This is a genomic window from Pseudomonas sp. PSKL.D1 (assembly GCF_028898945.1).
GTDB lineage: Bacteria > Pseudomonadota > Gammaproteobacteria > Pseudomonadales > Pseudomonadaceae > Aquipseudomonas.
Window position 1 is genome coordinate 1,630,598 of the sequence record NZ_CP118607.1, and the last position, 25,139, is coordinate 1,655,736.

Annotated in this window: 22 protein-coding genes; 15 read left to right on the top strand and 7 right to left on the bottom strand. The window is 62.1% G+C overall.

Going from position 1 to position 25,139, the window contains the following annotated elements:
* Window positions 1-594, bottom strand: a complete 594-nt coding sequence (locus PVV54_RS07165) for a septation protein A (RefSeq protein WP_274909265.1) — start codon at window positions 592-594, stop codon at window positions 1-3.
* A 67-nt stretch (window positions 595-661) separates the two neighbouring features.
* Here PVV54_RS07165 and PVV54_RS07170 point away from each other — a divergent pair, with 67 nt between their 5' ends.
* From PVV54_RS07170 to PVV54_RS07195, 6 genes are all read left to right on the top strand, one after another.
* Window positions 662-1,522, top strand: coding sequence for a PHP domain-containing protein (locus tag PVV54_RS07170; RefSeq protein WP_274909266.1), 861 nt, complete (start codon window positions 662-664; stop codon window positions 1,520-1,522).
* Between the two features lie 13 nt (window positions 1,523-1,535).
* Entirely contained in the window at window positions 1,536-2,165 is a 630-nt protein-coding gene (locus PVV54_RS07175) for an L-threonylcarbamoyladenylate synthase (protein ID WP_274910399.1), read from the top strand.
* 92 nt (window positions 2,166-2,257) lie between these two features.
* Window positions 2,258-3,016 carry a segregation and condensation protein A gene (locus PVV54_RS07180; protein ID WP_274910400.1) on the top strand — a complete coding sequence of 253 codons (759 nt, stop codon included), beginning with the start codon at window positions 2,258-2,260 and terminating at the stop codon, window positions 3,014-3,016.
* On the top strand, window positions 3,003-3,770 hold the full coding sequence (gene scpB / locus PVV54_RS07185; protein WP_274909267.1) for an SMC-Scp complex subunit ScpB: 768 nt from the start codon (window positions 3,003-3,005) through the stop codon (window positions 3,768-3,770). Before PVV54_RS07180 ends, scpB begins: the two co-directional genes overlap by 14 nt.
* Window positions 3,771-4,016: 246 nt before the next feature.
* A complete protein-coding gene (gene rluB / locus PVV54_RS07190; RefSeq protein WP_274909268.1) occupies window positions 4,017-5,081 on the top strand; it encodes a 23S rRNA pseudouridine(2605) synthase RluB in 1,065 nt (354 codons plus the stop codon).
* Window positions 5,082-5,799: 718 nt separating this feature from the next.
* Complete coding sequence (locus tag PVV54_RS07195; RefSeq protein ID WP_274909269.1) at window positions 5,800-7,209, top strand: amino acid permease; 1,410 nt, start codon at window positions 5,800-5,802, stop codon at window positions 7,207-7,209.
* A 93-nt stretch (window positions 7,210-7,302) separates the two neighbouring features.
* Here PVV54_RS07195 and PVV54_RS07200 read toward each other — a convergent pair whose 3' ends face one another.
* On the bottom strand, window positions 7,303-8,187 hold the full coding sequence (locus tag PVV54_RS07200; RefSeq protein WP_274909270.1) for a LysR substrate-binding domain-containing protein: 885 nt from the start codon (window positions 8,185-8,187) through the stop codon (window positions 7,303-7,305).
* A gap of 152 nt (window positions 8,188-8,339) precedes the next feature.
* Here PVV54_RS07200 and ydiJ point away from each other — a divergent pair, with 152 nt between their 5' ends.
* Window positions 8,340-11,360: a D-2-hydroxyglutarate dehydrogenase YdiJ gene (gene ydiJ, locus PVV54_RS07205; RefSeq protein ID WP_274909271.1), complete on the top strand. Its 3,021-nt coding sequence runs from the start codon at window positions 8,340-8,342 to the stop codon at window positions 11,358-11,360.
* Window positions 11,361-11,530: 170 nt separating this feature from the next.
* Here ydiJ and PVV54_RS07210 read toward each other — a convergent pair whose 3' ends face one another.
* The 4 genes from PVV54_RS07210 to phhA all read right to left on the bottom strand — a co-directional run bounded on the left by PVV54_RS07210 (window position 11,531) and on the right by phhA (window position 14,375).
* A complete protein-coding gene (locus tag PVV54_RS07210; protein WP_274909272.1) occupies window positions 11,531-12,718 on the bottom strand; it encodes an MFS transporter in 1,188 nt (395 codons plus the stop codon).
* Window positions 12,719-12,816: 98 nt separating this feature from the next.
* Window positions 12,817-12,942 (bottom strand): hypothetical protein, encoded by a 126-nt coding sequence (locus tag PVV54_RS07215; protein WP_274909273.1) that lies wholly within the window; start codon window positions 12,940-12,942, stop codon window positions 12,817-12,819.
* Window positions 12,943-13,191: 249 nt separating this feature from the next.
* Entirely contained in the window at window positions 13,192-13,548 is a 357-nt protein-coding gene (locus PVV54_RS07220; protein ID WP_274909274.1) for a 4a-hydroxytetrahydrobiopterin dehydratase, read from the bottom strand.
* Window positions 13,549-13,586: 38 nt separating this feature from the next.
* Entirely contained in the window at window positions 13,587-14,375 is a 789-nt protein-coding gene (gene phhA, locus PVV54_RS07225; protein ID WP_274909275.1) for a phenylalanine 4-monooxygenase, read from the bottom strand.
* A 253-nt stretch (window positions 14,376-14,628) separates the two neighbouring features.
* Here phhA and PVV54_RS07230 point away from each other — a divergent pair, with 253 nt between their 5' ends.
* A complete protein-coding gene (locus tag PVV54_RS07230; RefSeq protein ID WP_274909276.1) occupies window positions 14,629-16,188 on the top strand; it encodes a sigma-54-dependent transcriptional regulator in 1,560 nt (519 codons plus the stop codon).
* Window positions 16,189-16,265: 77 nt separating this feature from the next.
* On the opposite strand, the gene PVV54_RS07235 is transcribed toward PVV54_RS07230, so the two are convergent.
* Window positions 16,266-16,520 (bottom strand): DUF2790 domain-containing protein, encoded by a 255-nt coding sequence (locus PVV54_RS07235; RefSeq protein WP_274909277.1) that lies wholly within the window; start codon window positions 16,518-16,520, stop codon window positions 16,266-16,268.
* A 426-nt stretch (window positions 16,521-16,946) separates the two neighbouring features.
* Between PVV54_RS07235 and acs the strand changes: the two genes are divergently transcribed.
* The 7 genes from acs to PVV54_RS07270 all read left to right on the top strand — a co-directional run bounded on the left by acs (window position 16,947) and on the right by PVV54_RS07270 (window position 25,101).
* Window positions 16,947-18,908 carry an acetate--CoA ligase gene (acs, locus tag PVV54_RS07240; RefSeq protein ID WP_274909278.1) on the top strand — a complete coding sequence of 654 codons (1,962 nt, stop codon included), beginning with the start codon at window positions 16,947-16,949 and terminating at the stop codon, window positions 18,906-18,908.
* A 492-nt stretch (window positions 18,909-19,400) separates the two neighbouring features.
* On the top strand, window positions 19,401-20,186 hold the full coding sequence (locus tag PVV54_RS07245; protein ID WP_274909279.1) for an ABC transporter substrate-binding protein: 786 nt from the start codon (window positions 19,401-19,403) through the stop codon (window positions 20,184-20,186).
* Window positions 20,187-20,274: 88 nt separating this feature from the next.
* A complete protein-coding gene (locus tag PVV54_RS07250; RefSeq protein ID WP_274909280.1) occupies window positions 20,275-20,964 on the top strand; it encodes an ABC transporter permease in 690 nt (229 codons plus the stop codon).
* Window positions 20,961-21,659 (top strand): ABC transporter permease, encoded by a 699-nt coding sequence (locus PVV54_RS07255; protein ID WP_274909281.1) that lies wholly within the window; start codon window positions 20,961-20,963, stop codon window positions 21,657-21,659. The genes PVV54_RS07250 and PVV54_RS07255 overlap by 4 nt, the downstream gene beginning before the upstream one ends.
* A 22-nt stretch (window positions 21,660-21,681) precedes the next feature.
* A complete protein-coding gene (locus PVV54_RS07260) occupies window positions 21,682-22,446 on the top strand; it encodes an ABC transporter ATP-binding protein (RefSeq protein ID WP_274909282.1) in 765 nt (254 codons plus the stop codon).
* A 98-nt stretch (window positions 22,447-22,544) separates the two neighbouring features.
* Window positions 22,545-23,525 carry a transcriptional regulator ArgR gene (gene argR, locus PVV54_RS07265; RefSeq protein WP_274909283.1) on the top strand — a complete coding sequence of 327 codons (981 nt, stop codon included), beginning with the start codon at window positions 22,545-22,547 and terminating at the stop codon, window positions 23,523-23,525.
* A 355-nt stretch (window positions 23,526-23,880) separates the two neighbouring features.
* Window positions 23,881-25,101, top strand: a complete 1,221-nt coding sequence (locus tag PVV54_RS07270; protein WP_274909284.1) for an aspartate aminotransferase family protein — start codon at window positions 23,881-23,883, stop codon at window positions 25,099-25,101.
* The last annotated feature ends 38 nt before the right edge of the window (window positions 25,102-25,139 follow it).

Here is a 25,139-nt window from a genome sequence, read left to right on the forward strand (position 1 = left end):
TCAATCCTTGGTTTTGGAGGTGGACGGGTCGTCGTGCAGGTGGCGCGACAGGTACACACCCTGCGCCACGAGGAAGATTACGGTCATGCCCAGGCTGCCGAACACTTTGAAGTCGACCCAGAAGTCCTGGAAGGTGAAGGCCACGAACAGGTTGGCGGCGCCGCAGAACAGGAAAAATGCGATCCAGGCCAGGTTCAGGCGGCCCCACACGGCGTCAGGCAGGCTCAGGGCGTGGCCCATGATGCGTTTGATCAGTACCCGGTCGCCGATGAAGTGGCTGCCGGCAAAGGCCAGGGCAAACAGCCAGTTGACCACCGGCGCCTTCCACTTGAGGAAGGTTTCGCTATGGAAGGCCAGGGTAAGGCCACCGAACACAAGGCAGGCCACCAGCGTCAGCCACTGGCCTTTCTCCAGCTTGCGCTGGCGCAGGAACAGCAGGCCGTACACCACCAGCGAACTGGCGATCAGCATGGCCGTGGCACTGTAGATACCGCCGAATTCGAAGCTGTGCCCAGCCACTTCCACGGGGCGCGGGTCGAGCTTGTAGACGATGAAGAACAGCAGCAGCGGAATGAAATCGATGAATTGTTTCACAATGGGAGCCAGAATCGGGATGTGACGGCATAATAACAAACATCGAATCCAGCGAAAGCGCTCCTCCATGAATGTTGATCTGCACTGTCACAGCACGGCCTCCGATGGCGCCCTGGCGCCTTCGGTTCTGGTCGCCCGCGCCCATGAGCACGGGGTGCAAACGCTGGCGCTTACCGACCACGACACCATCGAAGGCCTGCCCGAGGCGCGTCAGGCGTGCCGCGAGCTGGGCATGCGCTGGGTCAGCGGGGTGGAGATGTCGTGCACCTGGGGCGGCGCGACCATTCACGTGCTGGGCTATGATTTCCCGCTTGACGCACCGCCGCTGCTGGAGGCCATCGAGGCCTTGCACCGCGGCCGCTGGCTGCGCGCCGAAGAAATCGACAAACGGTTGGCCGCCAAGGGCATGCCGGGCGCCCTCGAAGGTGCCCGCGCCGTGCAGCAGGAGCTGGGCGACAGCGGCAACGCCCCGGCGCGCCCGCATTTTGCCGAGTTCCTGGTGCGTGCCGGCCACGTCAAGGACCGCGCCGAGGCGTTTCGCAAGTGGCTGGGGGCCGGCAAGCTGGGCGACGTCAAGCTGCACTGGCCGACGCTTGAGGAAACCGTTGCCACCCTGCGGCAGTCCAAAGCGTGGGTGAGCCTGGCGCATCCCATGCACTACGATCTGACCCGCAGCAAGCGCAGGCGGCTGATTGCCGACTATATTCAGGCAGGCGGGCAGGCGCTTGAAGTGGTCAACGGAATGATGCCGGCCGAGCAGGTGGGCACGATGTCCATCCTCACCCGTGAGTTCGGCCTGCTGGCAAGCGCTGGCAGCGACTTCCACGGCCCCGGCACCTGGGGCGAGATCGGTGCCTACCGGCCATTGCCCGAGGACCTGCCACCCCTGTGGCGTCGATTCAGCCATGAACAGCCTTTGGCGGTATGAACAGGACGACTACGTGAGCCAATTTTTCCAGATTCATCCGGAGAACCCGCAACCGCGGCTGATCCGCCAGGCGGTGGAGATCATTCGCAAGGGCGGAGTGGTGGTTTACCCCACCGATTCGGCCTATGCACTGGGTTGCCAGATTGGCGACAAGGCGGCCATCGAGCGTGTGCGGCGCTTGCGCGGGCTGGATAAAACCCACAATTTCACACTGATGTGCTGCGACATGTCGCAGCTGGGCCTGTACGCCAAGGTCGACACCGGCACGTTCCGCCTGCTCAAGGCCCATGTGCCGGGGCCTTATACCTTTATCCTCAATGGCACCCGTGAAGTGCCGCGCCTGCTGCTGCACGAAAAGCGCCGCACCATCGGCCTGCGCGTGCCAGACCATGCCATCACCCTGGCGCTGCTGGCCGAGCTGGGCGAGCCGTTGATGAGCGTGAGCCTGATCCTGCCCGGCGATAATGAGCCGATGGTCGACCCCTATGAGATTCGCCAACGTCTGGAGCATCACGTGGACCTGGTGATCGATGGCGGTTTCGGCGACCTCAAGGCGTCCACCATCATCGACTTGTCCGGCGACCAGGCCGAACTGATCCGCGAAGGATGCGGCGACCCTACGCCGTTCATGGCCAACGCGTGAATCAGCCAGTAGCTCCCGAAGCCCCGGTGATTGAGGCCGAGGCGCCGCAGCAGTTGCAACTGGCGCTGGTTTACGGTGAAGCCCTGACCGAGATGCCGCTGGACCTGTACATCCCGCCGGACGCGCTCGAAGTCATCCTCGAAGCCTTCGAAGGCCCGCTGGACCTGCTGCTGTACCTGATCCGCAAGCAGAACATCGACATCCTCGACATCCCCGTGGCGGAAATCACCCGCCAGTACATGGGCTATGTCGAGCTGATGAAAAGCGTGCGCCTGGAACTGGCTGCCGAATACCTGGTGATGGCCGCCATGCTGGCCGAGATCAAGTCGCGCATGCTGCTGCCGCGCTCGGCCGAGGTGGAGGAAGAAGAGGGCGACCCGCGCGCCGAGCTGATCCGCCGGCTGCAGGAGTACGAGCGCTTCAAGGCCGCCGCCGAGGGCATCGACGAGCTGCCACGGGTGGGCCGTGATGTGGTGGTGCCGCAACTGGAAGCGCCCCAGGCCAAGGTGCGCAAGCTGCTGCCGCAGGTGAGCCTGGAAGAGCTGCTGGTGTCCATGGCCGAGGTCATGCGCCGCAACGATCTGTTCGAAAGCCACCAGATCACCCGCGAGACGTTGTCGACCCGCGAGCGCATGAGCGAAGTGCTGGAGCGCCTCAAAGGCGGCGGTTTTGTGCCGTTTGTCGAGCTGTTCACGGTGGACGAGGGCAAGCTTGGCGTGGTGGTGACCTTCATGGCGATTCTTGAGCTGGTGAAGGAGCAACTGATCGAACTGGTGCAGAATGAGCCTTTTGCGCCGATCCATGTCCGGGTGCGTGCCGAGTCTGTCGAAAAAGCTGATGAACCTGAATGAACCCCGCGACCTGGCGTCGCTGATCGAAGCGTTTCTGCTGGCCTCGGGCAAGCCGCAATCCCTTGAGCGGCTGTATGAGTTGTTCGAAGAGGCCGAGCGCCCCGAGCCCAAGGTGTTCAAGAAGGCGCTGGAAGTGCTGGGCAAGTCCTGCGCGGGCCGCGCGTTCGAACTCAAGGAAGTGGCCAGCGGTTATCGCCTGCAAATTCGTGAAGACTTTGCCCCGTGGGTAGGCCGGCTCTGGGAGGAACGCCCGCAGCGGTATTCCCGTGCGTTGCTCGAAACCATGGCGCTGATTGCCTATCGCCAACCGATTACCCGTGGCGAGATCGAGGACGTGCGTGGGGTGGCGGTCAACAGCAACATCATCAAGACGTTGATGGAGCGCGAGTGGATCCGCGTGGTCGGGTACCGCGAGGTGCCCGGGCGGCCGGCGATGTTTGCCACGACCAAGGCGTTTCTCGACCATTTCAACCTGAAGAGCCTGGACGAGCTGCCGGCATTGGCAGAATTGCGTGCATTGGAGCCTGAGCCGGAGCCGCTGCTTGACCCGGATGATGCGCCGGTGCCCGCGCATTTGCAGGCGTTGGCCGATGCCAGCCTGGCTGAGGAAGAAGCGGCGTGCGAGCCGAAAGAAGAGACCAGCTTCAGGACTTTGTTGGTGGAACTGGATGCTATGGAAGAGGGCCTCAAGACTGATTTCGACGATTTGCGCGAAGAAGAGGTTGGGGAGGCTGAGGACAAGCTGCAGCCTTGAACCTTCTTGAGCGTGTGCGGGCCCTATCGCGGATAAATCCGCTCCTACAGGGCTGGCATGAACTTGTAGGAGCGGATTTATCCGCGATAGGGCCGGCAGCCTCCACACACGACCACCCGGCTGAATTACCGCCAGCAGCCCACAAATCGCACTACGCTCCAAGGCCTGAACCGCGTATGATGCGCGGCCCTTTGGCGCTTCAGTCGCCAAAACCCACATTTCATTCCTACACCGGGAGGTGCCCAGATGAGTGAGCAAGACCTGCAAAATACCGAAATTACCCCTCCGTCCGGCGAAAAGCTGCAGAAAGTGCTGGCACGCATCGGCGTGGGCTCGCGCCGTGACGTCGAGGCCTGGATCAGCCAGGGCCGTATCAAGGTCAACGGCGTGGAGGCCACCCTCGGCCAGCGCGTCGACCTGCACGATGCCATCGCTGTCGACGGCAAGCTGATCAAGCGCGAAGAGGCCGCCGAGGCCACCCGCCGGGTGATCATGTACAACAAGCCCGACGGCGAGATCTGCACCCGTGACGACCCGGAAGGCCGCCCGACCGTGTTCGACCGCCTGCCACGGCCAAAAGAAGGCCGCTGGATCAACATCGGCCGCCTGGACATCAACACCACCGGCCTGCTGCTGTTCACCACCGACGGCGAACTGGCCAACCGCCTGATGCACCCGTCGTACGAGATGGACCGCGAGTACGCCGTGCGTGTGCGCGGTGAAGTGGACGACGAGATGATCGACCGCCTGAAGGCTGGCGTCATGCTCGAAGACGGCCCGGCCAAGTTCACCGACATCCAGAAGGCACCCGGCGGTGAAGGCTTCAACCACTGGTACCACTGCGTGGTGATGGAAGGCCGTAACCGCGAAGTACGCCGCTTGTGGGAGTCGCAGGGCATGGTGGTCAGCCGCCTGAAGCGCGTGCGATTCGGCCCGGTGTTCCTCAACTCCGACCTGCCGATGGGTCGCTGGCGTGAAATGACCCAGGGCGAGATCGACATCCTGGCCGCTGAAGTGGGCCTGCAGCCAGTTGCGCTGCCGACCTTGAACCTCAAGGCCAAGGACAAGATGGAGCGTATGCAGCGCAAATCCACCCGCCCGCTGGGCCGTGGTGAGCGCGTGCGCCAACTGCGCCCCGCCCAGGAAGGTGGTGCGGCCGAGCGCCCGGCACGTCAGCCGCGTGAAGAAGCCCCGCGCAAAGGCAGCCGTGGCAGCACCGTTGCCGAGCGCCCGAGCGAGATGCGCAAGCGCCCGGGCAAGCCTGAGGGTGACAAGCCGGCAGGCCGTGGTCGTGGCAAGCCTCGCGGTTGATCTGTTGCGGTAAAGAAAAGCCAGCGTTCGCGCTGGCTTTTTTTTGTCTGCGGGATTTTGGGGCCGCTGCGCAGCCCTTTCGCGACACAAGGCCGCTCCCACAAGAGATTGCGTTCCCTTTGTGGGAGCGGCCTTGTGTCGCGAAAGGGCCGCAAAGCGGCCCCAAGATATTGAACAAAAAGAAAATTTCCGATGACTGGCAAGTTTTCAAACCGACCTGTAAGGAAATTTTTACAAATTCCTTAGGTTTAATGGCTTGGCACCCATTCCTGTAAAGGCAACTTGCCGCGCGGCAGCCCTCCAAGCATCCCGGTTGGCGCCGCCCCTATTGCCCAAACCCCCGTCCCACGCTGATATAGCCCCCATTGCCCTGCGCAAAAAGCCCGCCTCAAGTGCCGGGCCTATAAAACAACAAATGGAGGCGCCATGTACGCCGATCAGCCCGCCTTTGAAGGCTCCTACCACAGGATCGCTGCGTTTTTTCCAATGGAAGCAACGCAACGCGTTGACGCCTGCGCGTTTGCAGGGGTATACAGTGCGCCGCGTTTTACCTGTGACCCCTTTGCGTACCGCGCACTCTTGCTCACACCCGGTTGACCCGCCCAGGCGGCACCTGTTTGCAAGAAACCCAAGGTAACCACCTTGCCCATTCCGCTGCGCCACGAGCGCGGTGGGTCCGATCCCGTCACAGATAAAAACAATGCAGGTGACTTCGTTCATGAGTGGACAAAACACGCATTCAGGCGAGCTCAAGCGGGGCCTGAAGAACCGCCACATCCAGTTGATCGCCCTGGGCGGCGCCATTGGTACCGGCCTGTTCCTCGGTTCGGCAGGCGTGATGAAATCCGCCGGCCCGTCGATGATCCTTGGTTACGCCATCTGCGGCTTCATCGCCTTCATGATCATGCGCCAGCTGGGCGAAATGATTGTCGAAGAGCCGGTGGCCGGCTCGTTCAGCCATTTCGCGCACAAGTACTGGGGCGGTTTCGCCGGCTTCCTGTCGGGCTGGAACTGCTGGGTGCTGTACATCCTGGTGGGCATGTCGGAGCTCACCGCGGTCGGTAAATACGTGCATTACTGGTGGCCGGAGATCCCGACCTGGGTCACGGCGGCGGGCTTCTTCCTGCTCATCAACTTCATCAACCTGATGAACGTGAAAGTCTTCGGTGAAGCCGAATTCTGGTTCGCCATCATCAAGGTGGCGGCCATTGTCGGCATGATCGGCCTGGGTGCCTACCTGCTGACCAGCGGCAACGGCGGCCCGGATGCATCGGTGACCAACCTGTGGTCGCATGGCGGCTTCTTCCCGAACGGCGTCAGCGGGCTGGTGATGGCCCTGGCCTTCATCATGTTCTCCTTCGGTGGCCTGGAAATGCTCGGTTTTACCGCAGCCGAGGCCGACAAGCCGAAAACCGTGATCCCCAAGGCGATCAACCAGGTGATCTACCGCATCCTGATCTTCTACATCGGCGCGCTGGTCGTGCTGCTGTCGCTGACCCCGTGGGACAACCTGGTCGCCAGCATCGATGCTTCGGGTGGCAGCTACGGCAGCAGCCCGTTCGTGCAGGTGTTCTCGCTGCTGGGCAGCGATGTGGCCGCGCACTTGCTGAACTTCGTGGTGTTGACCGCGGCGCTGTCGGTGTACAACAGCGGCACCTACTGCAACGCCCGCATGCTGCTGGGCATGGCCGAGCAGGGTGATGCGCCGGCGGCGCTGGCCAAGGTCGACAAGCGTGGCGTGCCGGTGCGCTCGATCCTGGTGTCGGCAGCGGTGACCGTGATTGCCGTGCTGCTGAACTACTTCATCCCGCACGATGCGCTGGAGCTGCTCATGTCGCTGGTGGTGGCGACCCTGGTGATCAACTGGGCGATGATCAGCTACTCGCACCTGAAGTTCCGCCAGCACCTGGACCAGACTGGCCAGAAGCCGCTGTTCAAGGCGCTGTGGTACCCCTATGGCAACTACCTGTGCCTGGCCTTCGTGGTGCTGATTCTGGGCATCATGCTGATGATTCCGGGCATTCAGGTGTCGGTGTATGCGATCCCGGTTTGGTTGGCGGTGATGTTCGTGGCGTATGTGCTGAAAGGGCGCCGTCGTCCGCTGGCCAAGGATGTTGTGGCCAGGTAATTTGCGAAGCCTGTGCCGGCCCTATCGCGGATAAATCCGCTCCTACACGCCCCCTGTAGGAGCGGATTTATCCGCGATGAGGCCGGCACAGGCTTAAATTTGCTCCAGCAACCACCCCCGAAACGCCCGCAATGACGGCAGCGCCTCATTCCTCGGCGGATAGATCAGGTAGTAACTCCGCTGGCTGGCAAACGCCTCGCCTGGGCTGAACAACTCCCCCTTGGCCAGCTCTTCCTCTACCAGAATGCGCGGCACCAGCCCGATCCCGATGCCGGCGCGCACCGCCTGAATCAGGTGCGAAGTCAATTCGAAGCTTGGCCCCAGGCGCATCGCCCGATGCGGCAAACCCTGGTGCGAAAACCACTCGCCCCACGCGTGCGGGTTGTTGGCCACATTCAACAACACCTCTTCACTGATCCGCGTCGGCGGCCAGCCGTGCGCATCGCTGCCCGCTTCCGATGGCAGGATCACCACCAGTTCCTCGGCATGCAGGCGATGGCAGACCAGCCCCGGCAGGTCATGGCTGGCCACGCCGATGGCGGCATCGATCTCGCTGGCGTCGAAGTTGATCGCTTCGATGCGTGAATGAATGTGCACCAGCATGCCGGGGTGGGCGCTGTAGAACGCGTTCAGCCGGGGCAGCAGCCATTTGGAACCGAACGTAGGCAACGTTGCCAGGCGCAGGGTGCCGACGCCGGACTGGTAGGCCAGCGCCTGCAGGGTGGCACTGCGTATGCGCCCCAGGGCTTCGCTCAACTCGCGCTGGTACAGCCTGCCGACATCGGTCAGTTGTACCTGCCGGCCCTCGCGGCGGAACAAGGTCAGGCCCAACTGCTGCTCCAGCGCTTGCACCTGCCGGCTGACCGCACTCTGGGTCAACGACAGTTCGGCAGCGGCGCGTGTGTAGCTTTCATGCCGGGCCGCAGCTTCGAAGGCCAGTAGCAGCGACATGGACGGGGTCAGATGGCGATAATTCATTCATAAAAGTCATTGATAGCGGCAGGATTATCCGTTTGCCCCTGAAGCGAAACTACAGGAACATTGGCCTGTACGTCATCCCCGCATGCTTAGACACATGCGGCGAAGACAGCAATCCCGTGAATTAGCCCATATCAAGAGGCCATCCTTCGATGATCGCCCAGCTGCCGACCCGTGCGCCTGACGCCAACTACCCCGAATTCCTTGAAGCCCTGCGCAACAGCGGCTTCCGTGGCCAGATCAGCGCCGACTACGGCACCCGTACGGTGCTGGCCACCGACAACTCGATTTACCAGCGCTTGCCCCAGGCGGCAGTGTTCCCGCTGGATGCCGACGATGTGGCGCGCGTGGCCGCGCTGATGGGGGAGGCGCGTTTCCAGCAGGTCAAGCTGACGCCGCGCGGCGGTGGTACCGGCACCAACGGCCAGTCGCTGACCGACGGTATCGTCGTCGACCTGTCGCGGCACATGAACACCATCCTCGAAATCAACGTCGAGGAGCGCTGGGTGCGTGTGCAGGCCGGTGTGGTCAAAGACCAGCTCAACGCCGCACTCAAGCCCCACGGGCTGTTCTTCGCCCCGGAGCTGTCCACCTCCAACCGCGCCACCGTTGGCGGCATGATCAACACCGATGCCAGCGGGCAGGGCAGCTGCACCTACGGCAAAACCCGTGACCACGTGCTTGAACTGCACAGCGTGCTGCTGGGTGGCGAGCGCCTGCACAGCCTGCCGCTCGACGATGCCGCGCTGGAGCAGGCCTGCGCCGCGCCAGGCAGGGTGGGCGAGGTGTACCGCATGGCGCGGGAGATTCAGGAAACCCAGGCCGACCTGATCGAAAGTACTTTCCCCAAGCTCAACCGCTGCCTGACTGGTTACGACCTGGCTCACCTGCGTGACGAGCAAGGCCGCTTCAACCTCAACAGCGTGCTGTGCGGTGCCGAGGGGTCGCTGGGTTATGTGGTCGAAGCCAAGCTCAACGTGCTGCCGATTCCGAAGTACGCCGTGCTGGTCAACGTGCGCTACACCAGCTTCATGGATGCCCTGCGCGATGCCAATGCGCTGATGGCGCTCAAGCCGCTGTCGATCGAGACAGTGGACTCCAAGGTGTTGATGCTGGCGATGAAGGACATCGTGTGGCACAGCGTCGCCGAATACTTCCCGGCCGACCCCGAGCGCCCGACGCTGGGCATCAACCTGGTGGAGTTCTGCGGTGATGAGCCGGCCGAGGTCAGCGCACGGGTCGAGGCCTTCATCCAGCACCTGCAAACCGACACCAGCGTCGAGCGCCTGGGCCATACCCTGGCGGAAGGTGCCGAGGCGGTGACCCGCGTTTACACCATGCGCAAGCGCTCGGTGGGGCTGCTGGGCAACGTTGAAGGCGAAGTGCGCCCGCAGCCGTTCGTAGAAGACACTGCCGTGCCGCCAGAGCAACTGGCCGACTACATCGCCGACTTCCGCGCGCTGCTCGACGGGTATGGCCTGGCCTACGGCATGTTCGGCCACGTCGATGCCGGCGTGTTGCACGTACGCCCGGCGCTGGACATGAAAGACCCGGCCCAGGCCGCATTGGTCAAGCCGATTTCCGATGCTGTGGCGGCGTTGACCAAAAGCTACGGCGGCCTGCTGTGGGGTGAGCACGGCAAAGGCTTGCGTTCGGAATACGTGCCGGAGTATTTCGGCGAGCTGTACCCAGCGCTGCAGCGTCTGAAGGGCGCGTTCGACCCGAACAACCAGCTCAACCCCGGCAAGATCTGTACGCCGCCCGATAGCGTCGAAGGCCTGACCAAGGTCGATGGCGTGACCCTGCGCGGCGACCTGGATCGAACCATCAATGAGCGCGTGTGGCAGGACTTCCCCAGCGCCGTGCACTGCAATGGCAACGGTGCCTGCTACAACTACGACCCCAACGACGCCATGTGCCCGTCGTGGAAGGCCACCCGCGAGCGCCAGCATTCGCCCAAGGGCCGCGCCTCGCTGATGCGCGAATGGCTGCGCCTGCAAGGCGAGGCAGACATCGACGTGCTGGCGGCGGCGCGCAACAAGGTGTCCTGGCTCAAAGGCTTGCCGGCTCGCCTGCGCAACAACCGTGCGCGCCAGCAGGGGCAGGAGGACTTTTCCCATGAAGTCTATGACGCCATGGCCGGCTGCCTGGCGTGCAAGTCGTGCGCTGGCCAGTGCCCGATCAAGGTCAACGTGCCGGATTTCCGCTCGCGCTTCCTCGAGCTGTACCACGGCCGCTACCAGCGCCCACTGCGTGATTACCTGATTGGTTCGCTGGAATTCACCATCCCGTACCTGGCCCACGCGCCGGGGCTGTACAACGCGGTGATGGGCTCGAAGTGGGTAAGCAAGCTGCTGGCCAACCAGGTGGGCATGGTCGATAGCCCGCTGATCAGCCGCTACAACTTCCAGGCCACGCTAACCCGCTGCCGCGTCGGCGTGGCCAGCGTGCCGGCGCTGCGCGAGCTGACCCCGGCCCAGCGCGAGCGCAGCATCGTGGTGGTGCAGGATGCCTTCACCCGCTACTTCGAGACACCATTGCTGGCTGCGTTCATCGAGCTCGCCCACCGCCTTGGCCATCGTGTATTCCTGGCGCCGTACAGCGCCAACGGCAAGCCGCTGCATGTGCAAGGCTTCCTGGGGGCGTTCGCCAAGGCGGCCATTCGCAATGCCACCCAGCTCAAGGCCCTGGCCGACTGCGGTGTGCCACTGGTAGGCCTGGACCCTGCGATGACGCTGGTGTATCGCCAGGAATACCAGAAGGTGCCGGGCCTTGAGGAATGCCCCAAGGTGCTGTTGCCGCAAGAGTGGTTGATGGACGTGCTGCCGGAGCAGGCGCCGACCGCGCCGGGCAATTTCCGCCTGATGGCGCATTGCACCGAGAAGACCAACGTGCCGGCCAGCACCAAGCAATGGGAACAGGTGTTTGCGCGGCTGGGGCTGAAGCTGGTGACCGAGGCCACTGGTTGCTGTGGCATGTCGGGTACTTATGGGCACGAAGCGCGTAACCAGGAAACGTCCCGGACCATCTTCGAGCAGTCGTGGGCGACCAAGCTGGACAAGGAGGGCGAGGCGCTGGCGACCGGTTACTCGTGCCGCAGCCAGGTCAAGCGCATGACCGAGCGGCAGATGCGCCACCCGTTGGAAGTGGTGTTGCAGTACGCGCAGCGTTAGGCTTGAGATCTTTGGGGCTGCTTTGCAGCCCTATCGCGACACAAGGCCGCTCCCACACCGAGATCGCATTTCCCTGTGGGAGCAACTGTCTTGTGCAAAACCTGAAGACTGGCGCGATCATTGTGAGAGCGGCCTTGTGTCGCGAAAGGGGCGCAAAGCGCCCCCAGTCCTCAGTCACCCCTGCCAAGGCGCGCCTGCCTGTACAAATACAAACTCAACACCAATCCACAACACGATGCCGCAGCAGCAAACAAAAACATCGAAGCAAACCCGAACCCCGACGCCACCGCGCCCACCAGCGGCCCGGTAATCCCCAGCGACAAATCAATGAACAGCGAATACGCGCCCACCGCGGCCCCGCGGTTGGCCGCCGACACCTGGTTCACCGCCTCCACGCCCAATGCCGGGAACACCAGCGAAAACCCGAAACCGCTCAACGCCGCGCCGGCCAGGGCCATTTCCGCGCTGGGCGCCAGCCAGAGCATCAGCAGGCCCAAGGTTTCCACCGTCAAGCAGGCGATCGCCACGCGGAACCCGCCAATGCGGTTGATCAGGTTGCCGAACAACAAGCGCGCACTGATGAAGCTGGCACCGAACAGGCTCAGGGTCAGCGCTGCGTTGGCCCAGCCCTGGCTGGCGTAATACAGGGTGATGAAGGTGGCGATGGTGCCGAAGCCAATCGAGCCCAGTGCCAGCCCGGAGCCATGCGGGAACACTTTACCCAGCACCTGCATGAACGGCAGGCGCACGCCACTGACAATCGGCGCTGCCCGTTTCGGCCAAGCCAGCAGCAGGCCGACCCCACATAGCAGGATGATGCTCGCACCCATGCTCCACAGCCCGAGGTGCTTGACCATCAACACGCCCAGTGGCGCGCCGACGGCCAGCGCACCATAGCTAGCGATGCCATTCCATGAGATGACCTTGGCGGTGTTCTCGGCGCCGACCCGCCCAATGCCCCAGCCAATCGAGCCCGAGCCCACCAGGCTTTCGGCACTGCCCAGCACCAGGCGCCCGACAAACAGGCACGCCAGGCTTGCCCACGGCAGGTGGGTGAGAAACGCACAGGCCAGCATGAACACGCCGCTCAGGCCGCAGCCGAACAGGCCGTACATGACCGCCTTCTTGCTGCCCAGGTTGTCGATGATGCGGCTGGCAGTGGGGCGGCTGAGCAGGGTGGCCAGGTACTGCACGCTGATCACCAGGCCCGCGATCACGGCGCTGAAGCCCAGGTCGTTGTGTACATAGCCGGGCAGCACGGCCAGGGGGATGCCGATGTTCAGGTAGCCGATGAAGGTGAAGAGGACGATGGAAACAACTTGCAGGGTGACCGCAAGGGGGCGCGGTGAGTCGGGCATGGGGGCCTTCATGGCAAAGAGTCAGGACGGTGTGAAAACGTGTTGACGGGAGGTGGGCCGCAGGTCAGCCGTTTTCACACTGTCGGAGGGGTGCGCGGTTAATCCTGGTCAGCGCTGGAGGTGTCGTCGCTGTCCTCGACGGCAGGCGTCGGTTCGGAGTGGGCAGCTACGGTGGGCTCTTCGGGGTTCAGGCTTGGGAAGGGAAGATTCGGGATTTCGTGCATCTCGTCGTTCCTCGCAAGTGTGAGTGAAAAGACTGCGCCAGGCGCGTTTGGAGCTTCGCAAAGCTGGGGCAGGATACACAAGTCTGGATGACAGTTTGGATTTTTTAGCGGTCGCTGGTCGGTTTTGCGGGCGGATACCGGACAACATGTGGGGTGTAGGAGCGGATTTATCCGCGATGCAGCCAGCGCGGTGGATGGCACCGGCTAGGCTGGTGATCGCGGCTGGAGCCGCTCCTACAAGGGTTGTGTTTACTTGCGGCCTTCGGCGGTTTTGGCAACTTTGTCGGTGCGCGCACACATGATGAAATCGTTGCGGTGCAGCCCTTTGATCGAGTGGCTCCACCAGGTCACGGTCACTTTGCCCCACTCGGTCAGCAGGCCCGGGTGGTGGCCTTCGGCTTCGGCAATTTCGCCCACGGCATTGGTGAAGGCCAGGGCGTGCTTGAAGTTTTTGAACAGGAACACGCGCTCCAGCTCCATGTGGCCGTCGCGTGTTTCGATGTTCCATTCCGGGATTTCGCGGATCAGCGTGGCCAGCTCTTCGTCGGTGACTTTCGGCGCGTCGGCGCGGCAGGCTTCGCAATGGGCTTGGTTCAAGGCGGTCATGGGTGTTTTCCGGTTGGAGTTGTTATCGGCAAGGCGGCTCAGGCGGCCGCCTTGGGTGGAAATTTCGGTGCATGCAGCCCCAGCTGCATGGCCTGCTGGACCATGCCCATGATGTCTTCGTGGGCCAGATCGAACAGGCGCTTGAGGTTGGGCAGCACGAAATACAGTGGCTGCAGGATGTCGATGCGGTACGGGGTGCGCATGGCTTCGATCGGGTCGAAGGCTTGGTGCTCCGGCTCGCCAGACAAACTGTAGACGGTCTCCTTCGGCGAGGAGAGGATGCCGCCGCCATAGATCTTGCGACCTTGCGGGGTCTCCATCAGGCCGAACTCGATGGTCATCCAGTACAGGCGGGCCAGGTAAACCCGTTGTTCCTTGGTCGCTGCCAGGCCGAGTTTGCCGTAAGTGTGGGTAAATTCGGCGAACCACGGGTTGGTCAGCAGTGGGCAGTGGCCGAAGATCTCGTGGAAGATGTCCGGCTCTTGCAGGTAGTCCAGTTCTTCCGGGGTGCGGATGAAGGTGGCGACCGGGAAGCGCTTGCTGGCCAGTAATTCAAAGAAGGTCTGGAAGGGGATCAGCGCCGGCACTCGGGCGACTTGCCAGCCGGTGGTGGCGCCCAGCACTTTGTTGATTTCGCCCAGTTGCGGAATGCGGTCATGGGGCAGCTTGAGCTGGTCGATGCCGTCGAGATATTCCTGGCAGGCGCGGCCTTCAACCACTTTCAACTGGCGGGTGATCAGGGTGTTCCAAACCGCATGCTCTTGCTGCGGGTAGTCGATAAAACCATGCGCATCGGGCTCGCGTGCCACGTAGTGCGTCTGTTTCATGTGGCTCTCCTGGTGAGGGCTTTCTTGTTATGTCCACGACATGAACAAGAAATATCCCGCCTCTTGCCGGTTTGCACGGGGTAAGCGGGCCGCTTGAATGGCTTCTGATCATGGCTTTGTAACGATAGTTTTACAAAATGACTCGCGTGCCGGAAAATCTGGGTGTTTCGGCTGGCCTTGCACCGCGCTTTGTCAGCTTTTCTTTACGACTTTTCCGCGCGGATTTGAAAAACTTCGCGTCTCGAGAGCTCACATGCGCATCAAAGTCCATTGCCAGAACCGCATCGGCATTCTTCGCGACATCCTCAACTTGCTGGTGGAGTACGGCATCAACGTGCTGCGCGGCGAGGTGGGTGGCGACCATGGCAATGCCATCTACCTGCACTGCCCTAACCTGGTGAACCTGCAATTTCAGGCGTTGCGGCCGAAATTCGAGTCGATTGCCGGGGTGTTCGGGGTCAAGCGGGTTGGCCTGATGCCCAGCGAGCGGCGGCACATGGAGCTCAATGCCCTGCTGGGGGCGCTGGACTTTCCGGTGTTATCGGTGGACATGGGCGGTAGCATCGTCGCGGCCAACCGCACGGCGGCGCAGCTGCTCGGGGTGCGGGTCGATGAGGTGCCTGGCATGCCGCTGGCGCGTTATGTGGAGGATTTTGACCTGCCGGAGCTGGTGCGAGCCAACAAGTCGCGCATCAACGGCTTGCGGGTAAAGGTCAGGGGCGATGTGTTCCTGGCCGATATTGCGCCGCTGCAGTCCGAGCACGATGACAGCGAGGCGCTGGCTGGTGCTGTGCTGACCTTGCATCGCGCCGATCGTATCGGTGAGCGCATCTACAACGTACGCAAGCAGGAGCTGCGCGGTTTTGACAGCATCTTCCAGAGTTCGCGGGTGATGGCGGCGGTGGTGCGCGAGGCGCGGCGCATGGCGCCGCTGGATGCGCCGCTGTTGATCGAGGGTGAAACCGGCACCGGCAAGGAGTTGCTGGCCCGGGCCTGCCACCTGGCGAGCCCGCGTGGCCAGGCACCGCTGATGGCGCTCAACTGTGCCGGCCTGCCGGAGTCCATGGCGGAAACCGAACTGTTCGGCTATGGCCCCGGGGCATTCGAAGGCGCGCGGGCCGAAGGCAAGCTGGGCCTGCTGGAGCTGACCGCTGGCGGTACCTTGTTCCTGGACGGGGTGGGGGAGATGAGCCCGCGCCTGCAGGTGAAGCTGCTGCGCTTTTTGCAGGACGGTTGCTTCCGCCGCGTGGGTAGCGATGAAGAGGTTTATCTGGACGTGCGTGTGATTTGCGCCACGCAGGTGGATTTGTCGGAGCTGTGCGCCCGTGGCGAGTTCCGCCAGGACCTGTATCACCGGCTCAACGTGCTGTCGCTGCACATTCCGCCTTTGCGTGAGTGCATGGATGGCCTGGAAGGGTTGGTTCAGCACTTTCTCGATCAGGCCAGTCGCCAGATTGGCTGCGCCTTGCCACGGTTGGCGCCGGCGGCGATGGATAAACTCGCACACTATCACTGGCCGGGTAATGTGCGGCAACTGGAGAACGTGTTGTTCCAGGCCGTATCGTTGTGTGAGGGTGGGGTAGTTAAAGGCGAACATATACGTTTGCCAGATTATGGTGTGCGCCAGCCATTGGGTGAGTTTTCGCTGGAAGGCGAACTTTCGGATATTGTCGGGCGGTTTGAAAAGGCGGTGCTGGAAAGTTTGATGGGGGAATACACCAGCAGTCGCGCATTAGGCAAAAGATTGGGTGTTTCGCATACTACGATTGCCAATAAGTTGCGTGACTATTCGCTTGGGAAGTCGGTGGAATGATTCAAGGGGCCTCTGTAGGAGCGGCCTTGCCGGGACGCCGGACCGGTCGGAAAGGGCCCCGGCGGGGCCCCGAACGATCACCCGTTGGAGCAGCCGTTCCCCATCACGCGGTATTCGAGAATGTGCCGTTGGCCCTTGGAGTCTTCATAGGTCATGCGGGCAGGCACTACTTCGCACACGTTGGGCACTTCGCTCATGGAGATGACGCGGGCAATGTCCAGGTGCTGCGAGTAGCTGTACTGTTCAACCGGAATCTGCCCGGCATCGTTTGCCTCGCCGGCAAGTGCCGCACCGCAAACACTGCCAAGTACCAATACCAGTAACGCTTTCATTTTCTATTTACCTGTCTAAGGTCGTGAGGGGGCACGCGGCGCTCGTGGCGCCGCGAGTACAGCCTAAGTTCAACTATCGGGATTAGAGGGGGATTAACGTGTTGCCTTCGTGGGGGCTGTTACTGTTACCAGTTGTTAATCGCCTTGCCGTTGTTGGCGGAATGAATTTTAGGCCTCGGTAATTAAGGGAAACAGGGGGTGTTTTGATAAAGTTTTTTCGCCTTTTGACAGAATCTGTAACAATCCCCCGGCAAAATCCCCTGCATTTTCCCTTCGCCAGGCCGCCGGCCGCGGGCTAGAGCCTTCCCCGCGAAATTCGCCAAGTCTGGCTGGCTGCGCTACTACCATCGTCGTATGGTTTTTGCCGCTCTGGTACAGTTACAAACGGTTCCATACAAAAACAACTATTACACCGAGGTAACACAGATGAGTGCGGCTCCACTGTATCCCGTTCGTCCCGAGGTTGCGGCCACTACCCTGACCGACGAGGCCACCTACAAGGCCATGTACCAGCAATCGGTGATCAACCCGGACGGCTTCTGGCGCGAGCAGGCCCAGCGTATCGACTGGATAAAGCCGTTCACCAAGGTCAAACAGACTTCATTTGATGACCATCACGTCGACATCAAGTGGTTTGCCGACGGCACTCTGAACGTTTCCTCCAACTGCCTGGACCGCCACCTTGAAGAGCGCGGTGACCAACTGGCAATCATCTGGGAGGGCGATGACCCTTCCGAGCACCGCAACATCACCTACCGTGAGCTGCACGAACAAGTGTGCAAGTTCGCCAACGCCCTGCGTGGCCAGGACGTGCACCGCGGCGATGTGGTGACCATCTACATGCCAATGATCCCGGAGGCCGTGGTGGCCATGCTGGCCTGTGCCCGCATCGGCGCCATTCACTCCGTGGTATTCGGTGGTTTCTCGCCGGAGGCTTTGGCTGGCCGCATCATCGACTGCAAGTCCAAGGTAGTGATCACCGCCGACGAGGGCGTGCGTGGTGGCCGTCGTACACCACTCAAGGCCAACGTCGACCTGGCGCTGACCAACCCGGAAACCAACAGCGTACAGAAGATCATCGTGTGCAAGCGCACCGGTGGCGACATCGCCTGGCACCAGCACCGCGACATCTGGTACGAGGACCTGATGAAGGTCGCCTCCAGCCACTGCGCGCCAAAAGAGATGGGCGCTGAAGAGGCGCTGTTCATCCTTTATACCTCCGGCTCCACCGGCAAGCCCAAGGGCGTATTGCACACCACCGGCGGTTATCTGGTGTATGCCGCGCTCACCCACGAGCGTGTATTCGACTACCGCCCGGGCGAAGTGTACTGGTGCACCGCCGACGTGGGCTGGGTCACCGGCCACAGCTACATCGTCTACGGCCCGCTGGCCAATGGCGCTACCACGCTGCTGTTCGAAGGCGTGCCGAACTACCCGGACATCACCCGCGTGTCGAAGATCGTCGACAAGCACAAGGTCAACATTCTTTACACCGCCCCGACCGCCATCCGCGCCATGATGGCCGAAGGGCAGGCGGCGGTTGCCGGTGCCGACGGCTCCAGCCTGCGCTTGCTGGGCTCGGTAGGCGAGCCGATCAACCCGGAAGCCTGGAACTGGTACTACAAGACTGTGGGCAAAGAGCGTTGCCCGATTGTTGACACCTGGTGGCAGACCGAAACCGGCGGCATCCTGATCAGCCCGCTGCCAGGCGCCACCGGCCTCAAGCCGGGTTCGGCAACCCGCCCGTTCTTCGGTGTGGTGCCGGCGTTGGTGGACAACCTGGGCAACCTGATCGAAGGCGCGGCCGAAGGCAACCTGGTCATTCTGGATTCCTGGCCGGGGCAGTCGCGCTCGCTGTATGGCGACCACGACCGCTTTGTCGATACCTACTTCAAGACCTTCCGTGGCATGTACTTCACCGGTGACGGCGCGCGCCGGGATGAGGATGGTTACTTCTGGATCACCGGCCGCGTGGACGACGTGCTGAACGTGTCCGGGCACCGCATGGGCACTGCCGAAATCGAAAGCGCCATGGTCGCCCACGCAAAAGTGGCCGAGGCAGCGGTGGTGGGTGTGCCGCATGACATCAAAGGGCAGGGCATCTATGTGTATGTCACCCTCAATGCGGGTGTTGAAGCCAGTGAGCAGCTGCGCCTGGAGCTGAAAAACTGGGTGCGCAAGGAAATTGGCCCGATTGCCTCGCCGGATGTCATCCAGTGGGCGCCAGGCCTGCCGAAGACGCGCTCGGGCAAGATCATGCGGCGGATCCTGCGCAAGATCGCTACCGCCGAGTACGATGCGCTGGGTGACATTTCCACCTTGGCCGACCCAGGCGTGGTGCAGCACCTGATCGATACGCACAAGGCGATGCACCTGGCATCTGCCTGACGATTGCGGCCTGCCGGCCTGATTGAAACCCCGCCCGGGCAACCCGGCGGGGTTTTTGCTTTACTGTTACCCGACATTCATCCGTAACTGATGTGCTACCGGGCGTGCACCGGGGCGGGGCAGAAAGAAACGTTTTTGTGCGTTACTGGTGCGATTTTGTTGGCATTTTTTGCAAGGCAGCACGCTGCGCTTGCCGTATTACAAGGGTTTGCCAATAATAGGCCCGCTAATTGCTAGTTCAATAGGTTCTATTCCTTGCGCTTTTGCATATTTTGCATTGGCTGTCAACATTGCCCGTTGCCGTTTCAAGCGCTTCTGTAAGTAGTTGTCGCTTTGAAGAAATATCGACTACCGGGCTGTCGTTAAAATGCCACTCACTCGCTCGTGGTCTGCGACCTAGGTCGAACCCTGCGCGGCTCGCGTTGTACCCATTCGCATATCGGGCAGTTGTTACCCCTGCCTTGTATTGCCCCGTACCGATGGAGTTACCTGATGAAGAAGCTCGCACTGCTTGGCGCCCTGGCGCTTTCCGTGTTTTCCCTGGTGTCGCAGGCCGATGAAAAACCGTTGAAAATCGGTATCGAAGCCGCCTACCCACCCTTCGCCTTCAAGCAGCCTGACGGCAGCATCGCCGGTTTCGACTACGACATCGGCAATGCCCTGTGTGAAGAAATGAAAGCCAAGTGCACCTGGGTCGAGCAGGAATTCGATGGCCTGATCCCGGCGCTGAAAGTGCGCAAGATCGACGCCATCCTGTCGTCGATGTCCATCACCGAAGACCGCAAGAAGTCCGTCGACTTCACCAAGCGCTACTACCTGACCCCTGCCCGCCTGGTCATGAAGGAAGGCACCGCCGTCTCCGAAAGCCTGGATGAACTCAAAGGCAAGAAGATCGGCGTGCAGCGCGGCTCGATCCACGACCGCTTCGCCAAGGAAGTGCTGGCACCGAAAGGCGCCACCGTCGTGCCATACGGCACCCAGAACGAAATCTACCTGGACGTCGCCGCCGGCCGCCTGGACGGCACCGTTGCCGACGCCACGCTGCTGGAAGACGGCTTCCTGAAAACCGACGCCGGCAAGGGCTTCGCCTTCGTTGGCCCATCGTTCACCGACGTGAAGTACTTCGGTGACGGCGTGGGCATTGCCGTACGTAAAGGCGACAAGGCCAACGCCGACCGCATCAACGCGGCCATCGACGCCATTCGCGCCAACGGCAAGTACAAGCAAATTCAAGACAAGTACTTCAATTTCGACATCTACGGTCCAGACTCGAAGTAAGACGTCGAGTTTCACCTGTGCAATGGTGCAAACAGCAGAGGCTCTGAGGTTTGCACCATTTTTCATTCTCTAGGTCGAGGACCTCATCATGTTGAAAGGCTACGGGGCAGTCATCCTCGACGGGGCGTGGCTGACGCTGCAGCTCGCCCTGTCGTCGATGGCCCTGGCCATCGTGCTCGGCCTGATCGGTGTGGCGCTGCGCTTGTCGCCGGTGCGCTGGCTGGCCTGGCTGGGCGATATGTATTCCACCGTGATCCGCGGCATTCCGGACCTGGTGCTGATCCTGCTGATCTTCTACGGCGGCCAGGACATCATCAACCGTGTGGCCCCGCTGGTGGGCTATGACGACTACATCGACCTGAACCCACTGGCTGCCGGTATCGGCACCCTGGGCTTCATCTTTGGCGCCTACCTGTCGGAAACCTTCCGCGGCGCCTTCCTCGGTATTCCCAAGGGCCAGGCCGAAGCCGGCGTGGCCTATGGCATGAGCAACCGCCAGGTATTCTTCCGCATCCAGGTGCCGCAGATGATTCGCCTGGCGATCCCGGGCTTCACCAACAACTGGCTGGTGCTGACCAAGGCCACGGCACTGATTTCGGTGGTGGGCCTGCAGGACATGATGTTCAAGGCCAAGCAGGCGGCAGACGCCACCCGCGAACCCTTTACCTTCTTCCTGGCGGTGGCGGCGTTGTACCTGGTGCTGACCAGTGTCTCGCTGCTGGCCCTGAAGTATCTCGAAAGGCGCTACTCGGTGGGCGTGAAGGTGGCTGAACTATGATTTTCGACTACAACGTCGTCTGGGAGGCCATGCCGCTTTACATCGGCGGCCTGCTGACCACCCTCAAGTTGCTGGCGATTTCGCTGTTCTTTGGCCTGCTCGCGGCGATTCCGCTGGCGCTGATGCGGGTGTCGAAACAGCCGGTGGTTAACATGGCTGCGTGGCTGTACACCTACGTCATCCGTGGCACGCCGATGCTGGTGCAGCTGTTTCTGATCTACTACGGCCTGGCGCAGTTCGAGGCGGTGCGCGAGAGCATCTTCTGGCCATGGCTGTCCAGTGCCACCTTCTGTGCGTGCCTGGCGTTTGGCATCAATACCAGCGCCTATACCGCAGAGATCATCGCCGGCAGCCTCAAGGCCACGCCTCATGGCGAGATCGAGGCGGCCAAGGCCATGGGCATGTCGCGCGCGAAAATGTACCGCCGCATCCTGCTGCCATCGGCCATGCGCCGGGCGCTGCCGCAGTACAGCAACGAAGTGATCATGATGCTGCAGACCACCAGTCTGGCCTCGATCGTGACCCTGATCGACATCACCGGTGCCGCGCGCACGGTCAATGCCCAGTATTACCTGCCTTTCGAGGCCTACATCACGGCGGGCGTGTTCTACCTGTGCCTGACCTTCATTCTGGTGCGCCTGTTCAAGTTGGCCGAACGCCGCTGGCTCGGCTACCTGGCGCCGCGCAAGCACTGAACGCTCTGTGAGAACCGACAGCATGTACAAACTCGAAGTCCAAGACCTGCACAAGCGCTACGGCAGCCATGAAGTGCTCAAGGGCGTGTCCCTGGCGGCGAAAGCGGGCGATGTGATCAGCATCATCGGCTCCAGCGGCTCGGGCAAGTCCACCTTCCTGCGCTGCATCAACCTGCTTGAACAGCCGCACGCGGGCAAGATCCTGCTCAACAACGAAGAGCTCAAGTTGCAGCCCGGCAAGGACGGCGCGCTCAAGGCTGCCGACCCGCGCCAGTTGCAGCGCATGCGTTCGCGCTTGTCGATGGTGTTCCAGCACTTCAACCTGTGGTCGCACATGACCGCGCTGGAAAACATCATCGAAGCCCCGGTGCACGTGCTGGGCGTGAACAGGAAAGAAGCCCTGGAAAAGGCCGAGCATTACCTGGCCAAGGTGGGCGTGGCTCATCGCAAGGATGCTTTCCCCGGCCACATGTCCGGTGGTGAGCAACAACGTGTGGCAATTGCCCGGGCCCTGGCCATGGAGCCGGAGGTTATGCTGTTCGACGAACCCACCTCGGCGCTCGACCCCGAGCTGGTGGGCGATGTGCTCAAGGTGATGCAGGCGCTGGCCCAGGAAGGCCGGACCATGGTGGTGGTAACCCACGAAATGGGCTTCGCCCGCGAGGTATCCAACCAACTGGTATTCCTGCACAAAGGCCTGGTGGAAGAAACCGGCTGCCCACGCGAAGTGCTGGCCAACCCGCAATCGGAGCGGCTCAAGCAGTTTCTCTCGGGCAGCCTGAAGTAAAAGGCTGCACCTTTGCACCAGAATAGGGCATGCTGCGTTACGCGCGGGGTGCCCTGGCGCCACAGACTCGAACGACCTCAGGTTTCGGACCGCACTTTATGACCACCCAGCGAATCGGTTTTCTCATCTGGCCCAGCACCAAGCCATTGACTTTGGCGCTGGCGGAGGAAGTGTTGCAGGTGGCCCAGCGGGTGCATCCGGATGTGGTCTACGAGCTGTCGTTTCTGCAGGCTGAGCCTGCTGAAGAAGGTAGCTGGCGCCTGCCAGGCGAGCCGTGGAATGGTCGCCTCGAAGGCTGCCACAAACTGTTTTTGTTGGCGGATGACTTGCCACAGGCGATCGGTTCGGCGCTGTCGGCTGCGCTCAAGCAGCTGGCTCGCAGTGGTTGCATGATTGGCGGGCTTTCGGCGGGCGTGTACCCGTTGGCCATGCTGGGTTTGCTGGATGGCTACCGCGCCGCGGTGCATTGGCGCTGGCAGGATGATTTTGCCGAGCGCTTCCCCAAGGTAATTGCCACCAGCCACCTGTTCGATTGGGACCGTGACCGCCTGACGGCCTGTGGCGGCATGGCGGTGACCGACTTGCTGCTTGCGGTGCTGGCCCGTGATCACGGGGCGGAGCTGGCTGGGGCGGTGTCAGAGGAATTGGTGGTGGAGCGCATTCGCGAGGGTGGCGAGCGCCAGCGCATTCCGCTGCAGAACCGCCTGGGTTCGAGCCACCCCAAGTTGACCCAGGCTGTGTTGCTGATGGAAGCCAACATTGAAGAGCCGCTGACCACCGACGAAATCGCCCAGCACGTGTGCGTGTCGCGTCGGCAGTTGGAGCGGATCTTCAAGCAGTACCTCAACCGTGTGCCGAGCCAGTATTACCTGGAGCTGCGCCTGAACAAGGCGCGGCAGATGCTGATGCAGACCAGCAAGTCGATCATCCAGATCGGGTTGTCGTGCGGGTTCAGCTCGGGGCCGCATTTTTCCAGTGCGTATCGTAATTTCTTTGGTGCGACGCCACGGGAAGACCGGAACCAGCGGCGTAGCAGCAGCCCGTTCGAGTTGAGTTCGGCGCCGGCTGAGAAGGGCTGAGGTTCGCGTGAGAATTGAGGTGTGGCTGAGGTCGAGCGCCGCCCTTGCGGCGCATCGCGGATAAATCCGCTCCTACAACGGCCGCGTAGGAGCGGATTTATCCGCGATGCGCCGCAAGAGCGGCGCTCGATTTGCGCCACACTGCAAAAACATCGCCCTACATTCACCCAGCCCCCTCTCTCCCGTACACTGCGCGATTGCGACAGTGTTTGTCGCATTGCCGTAAGCCCGGCCAAAACCGGGTTTTGCGCTGTAACAAGTTGTCGCTTGGCCGCAAGGACAGGCGCGGATCAGTCCTTACAATCCCCCAATCGCTCGCCACTTCCAGGCCAGCGTTCCTCTTCAGGAGACTCAGATGTCCGTTGAGCAAGCCCCGGTGCAACGTGCCGATTTCGACCAGGTCATGGTCCCCAACTATTCTCCGGCGGCCTTCATTCCTGTGCGAGGCGAGGGTTCCCGCGTGTGGGACCAGTCCGGACGCGAGCTCATTGACTTTGCAGGCGGTATTGCGGTGAACGCCCTGGGCCACTGCCACCCGGCACTGGTCAAGGCCCTGACCGAACAGGCCAACACCCTCTGGCACGTATCCAACGTCTTCACCAACGAGCCGGCCCTGCGCCTGGCCCACAAGCTGGTCGACGCCACCTTTGCCGACCGTGCGTTTTTCTGCAACTCCGGCGCCGAGTCCAACGAGGCCGCCTTCAAACTGGCACGCCGTGTTGCCCATGACCGCTTCGGCCCCGAGAAGCACGAAATCATCGCTACCGTGAACAGCTTCCACGGTCGCACCCTGTTCACCGTCAGCGTGGGTGGCCAGCCGAAGTACTCCGATGGCTTTGGCCCGAAGATCACCGGCATCAGCCATGTACCGTACAACGACCTGGAAGCGCTGAAGGCTCAGATTTCCGACAAAACCTGCGCCGTGGTGATCGAGCCGATCCAGGGCGAGAGCGGTGTGGTGCCGGCCGACAAGGCCTACCTGGAAGGCGCGCGCAAGCTGTGTGACGAGCACAACGCCCTGCTGATCTTCGACGAAGTGCAAACCGGCGTCGGCCGTACCGGTTCGCTGTACGCCTACCAGCACTACGGCGTGACCCCGGACATCCTCACCAGCGCCAAGAGCCTGGGCGGCGGCTTCCCGATCGGCGCCATGCTGACCACCAGCGAAATCGCCAAGCACCTGGCCGTTGGCACCCACGGCACCACCTACGGCGGCAACCCGCTGGGCTGCGCCGTTGCCTGCGCCGTGCTGGACGTGGTCAACACCCCGGAAACCCTGGCGGGCATCAAGGCCAAGCATGAGCGTTTCAAAACCCGCCTGGAACAAATCGGCAACGACACTGGCCTGTTCACCCAGGTGCGTGGTGTTGGCCTGTTGATCGGCTGCGTGCTGAGCGATGCCTGGAAGGGCAAGGCCAAGGACATCCTCAATGCCGCCGAGAAGGAAGGCGTGATGGTGCTGCAGGCCGGCCCGGACGTGGTGCGTTTTGCCCCAAGCCTGGTGGTGGAAGACGCCGACATCGACGAAGGCCTGGCCCGCTTCGAGCGTGGTGTTGCGCAACTGATCAAGGGCTGATTCGCCTGCGACCCTTTCGCCGGCCCGAGGGTGGGCCG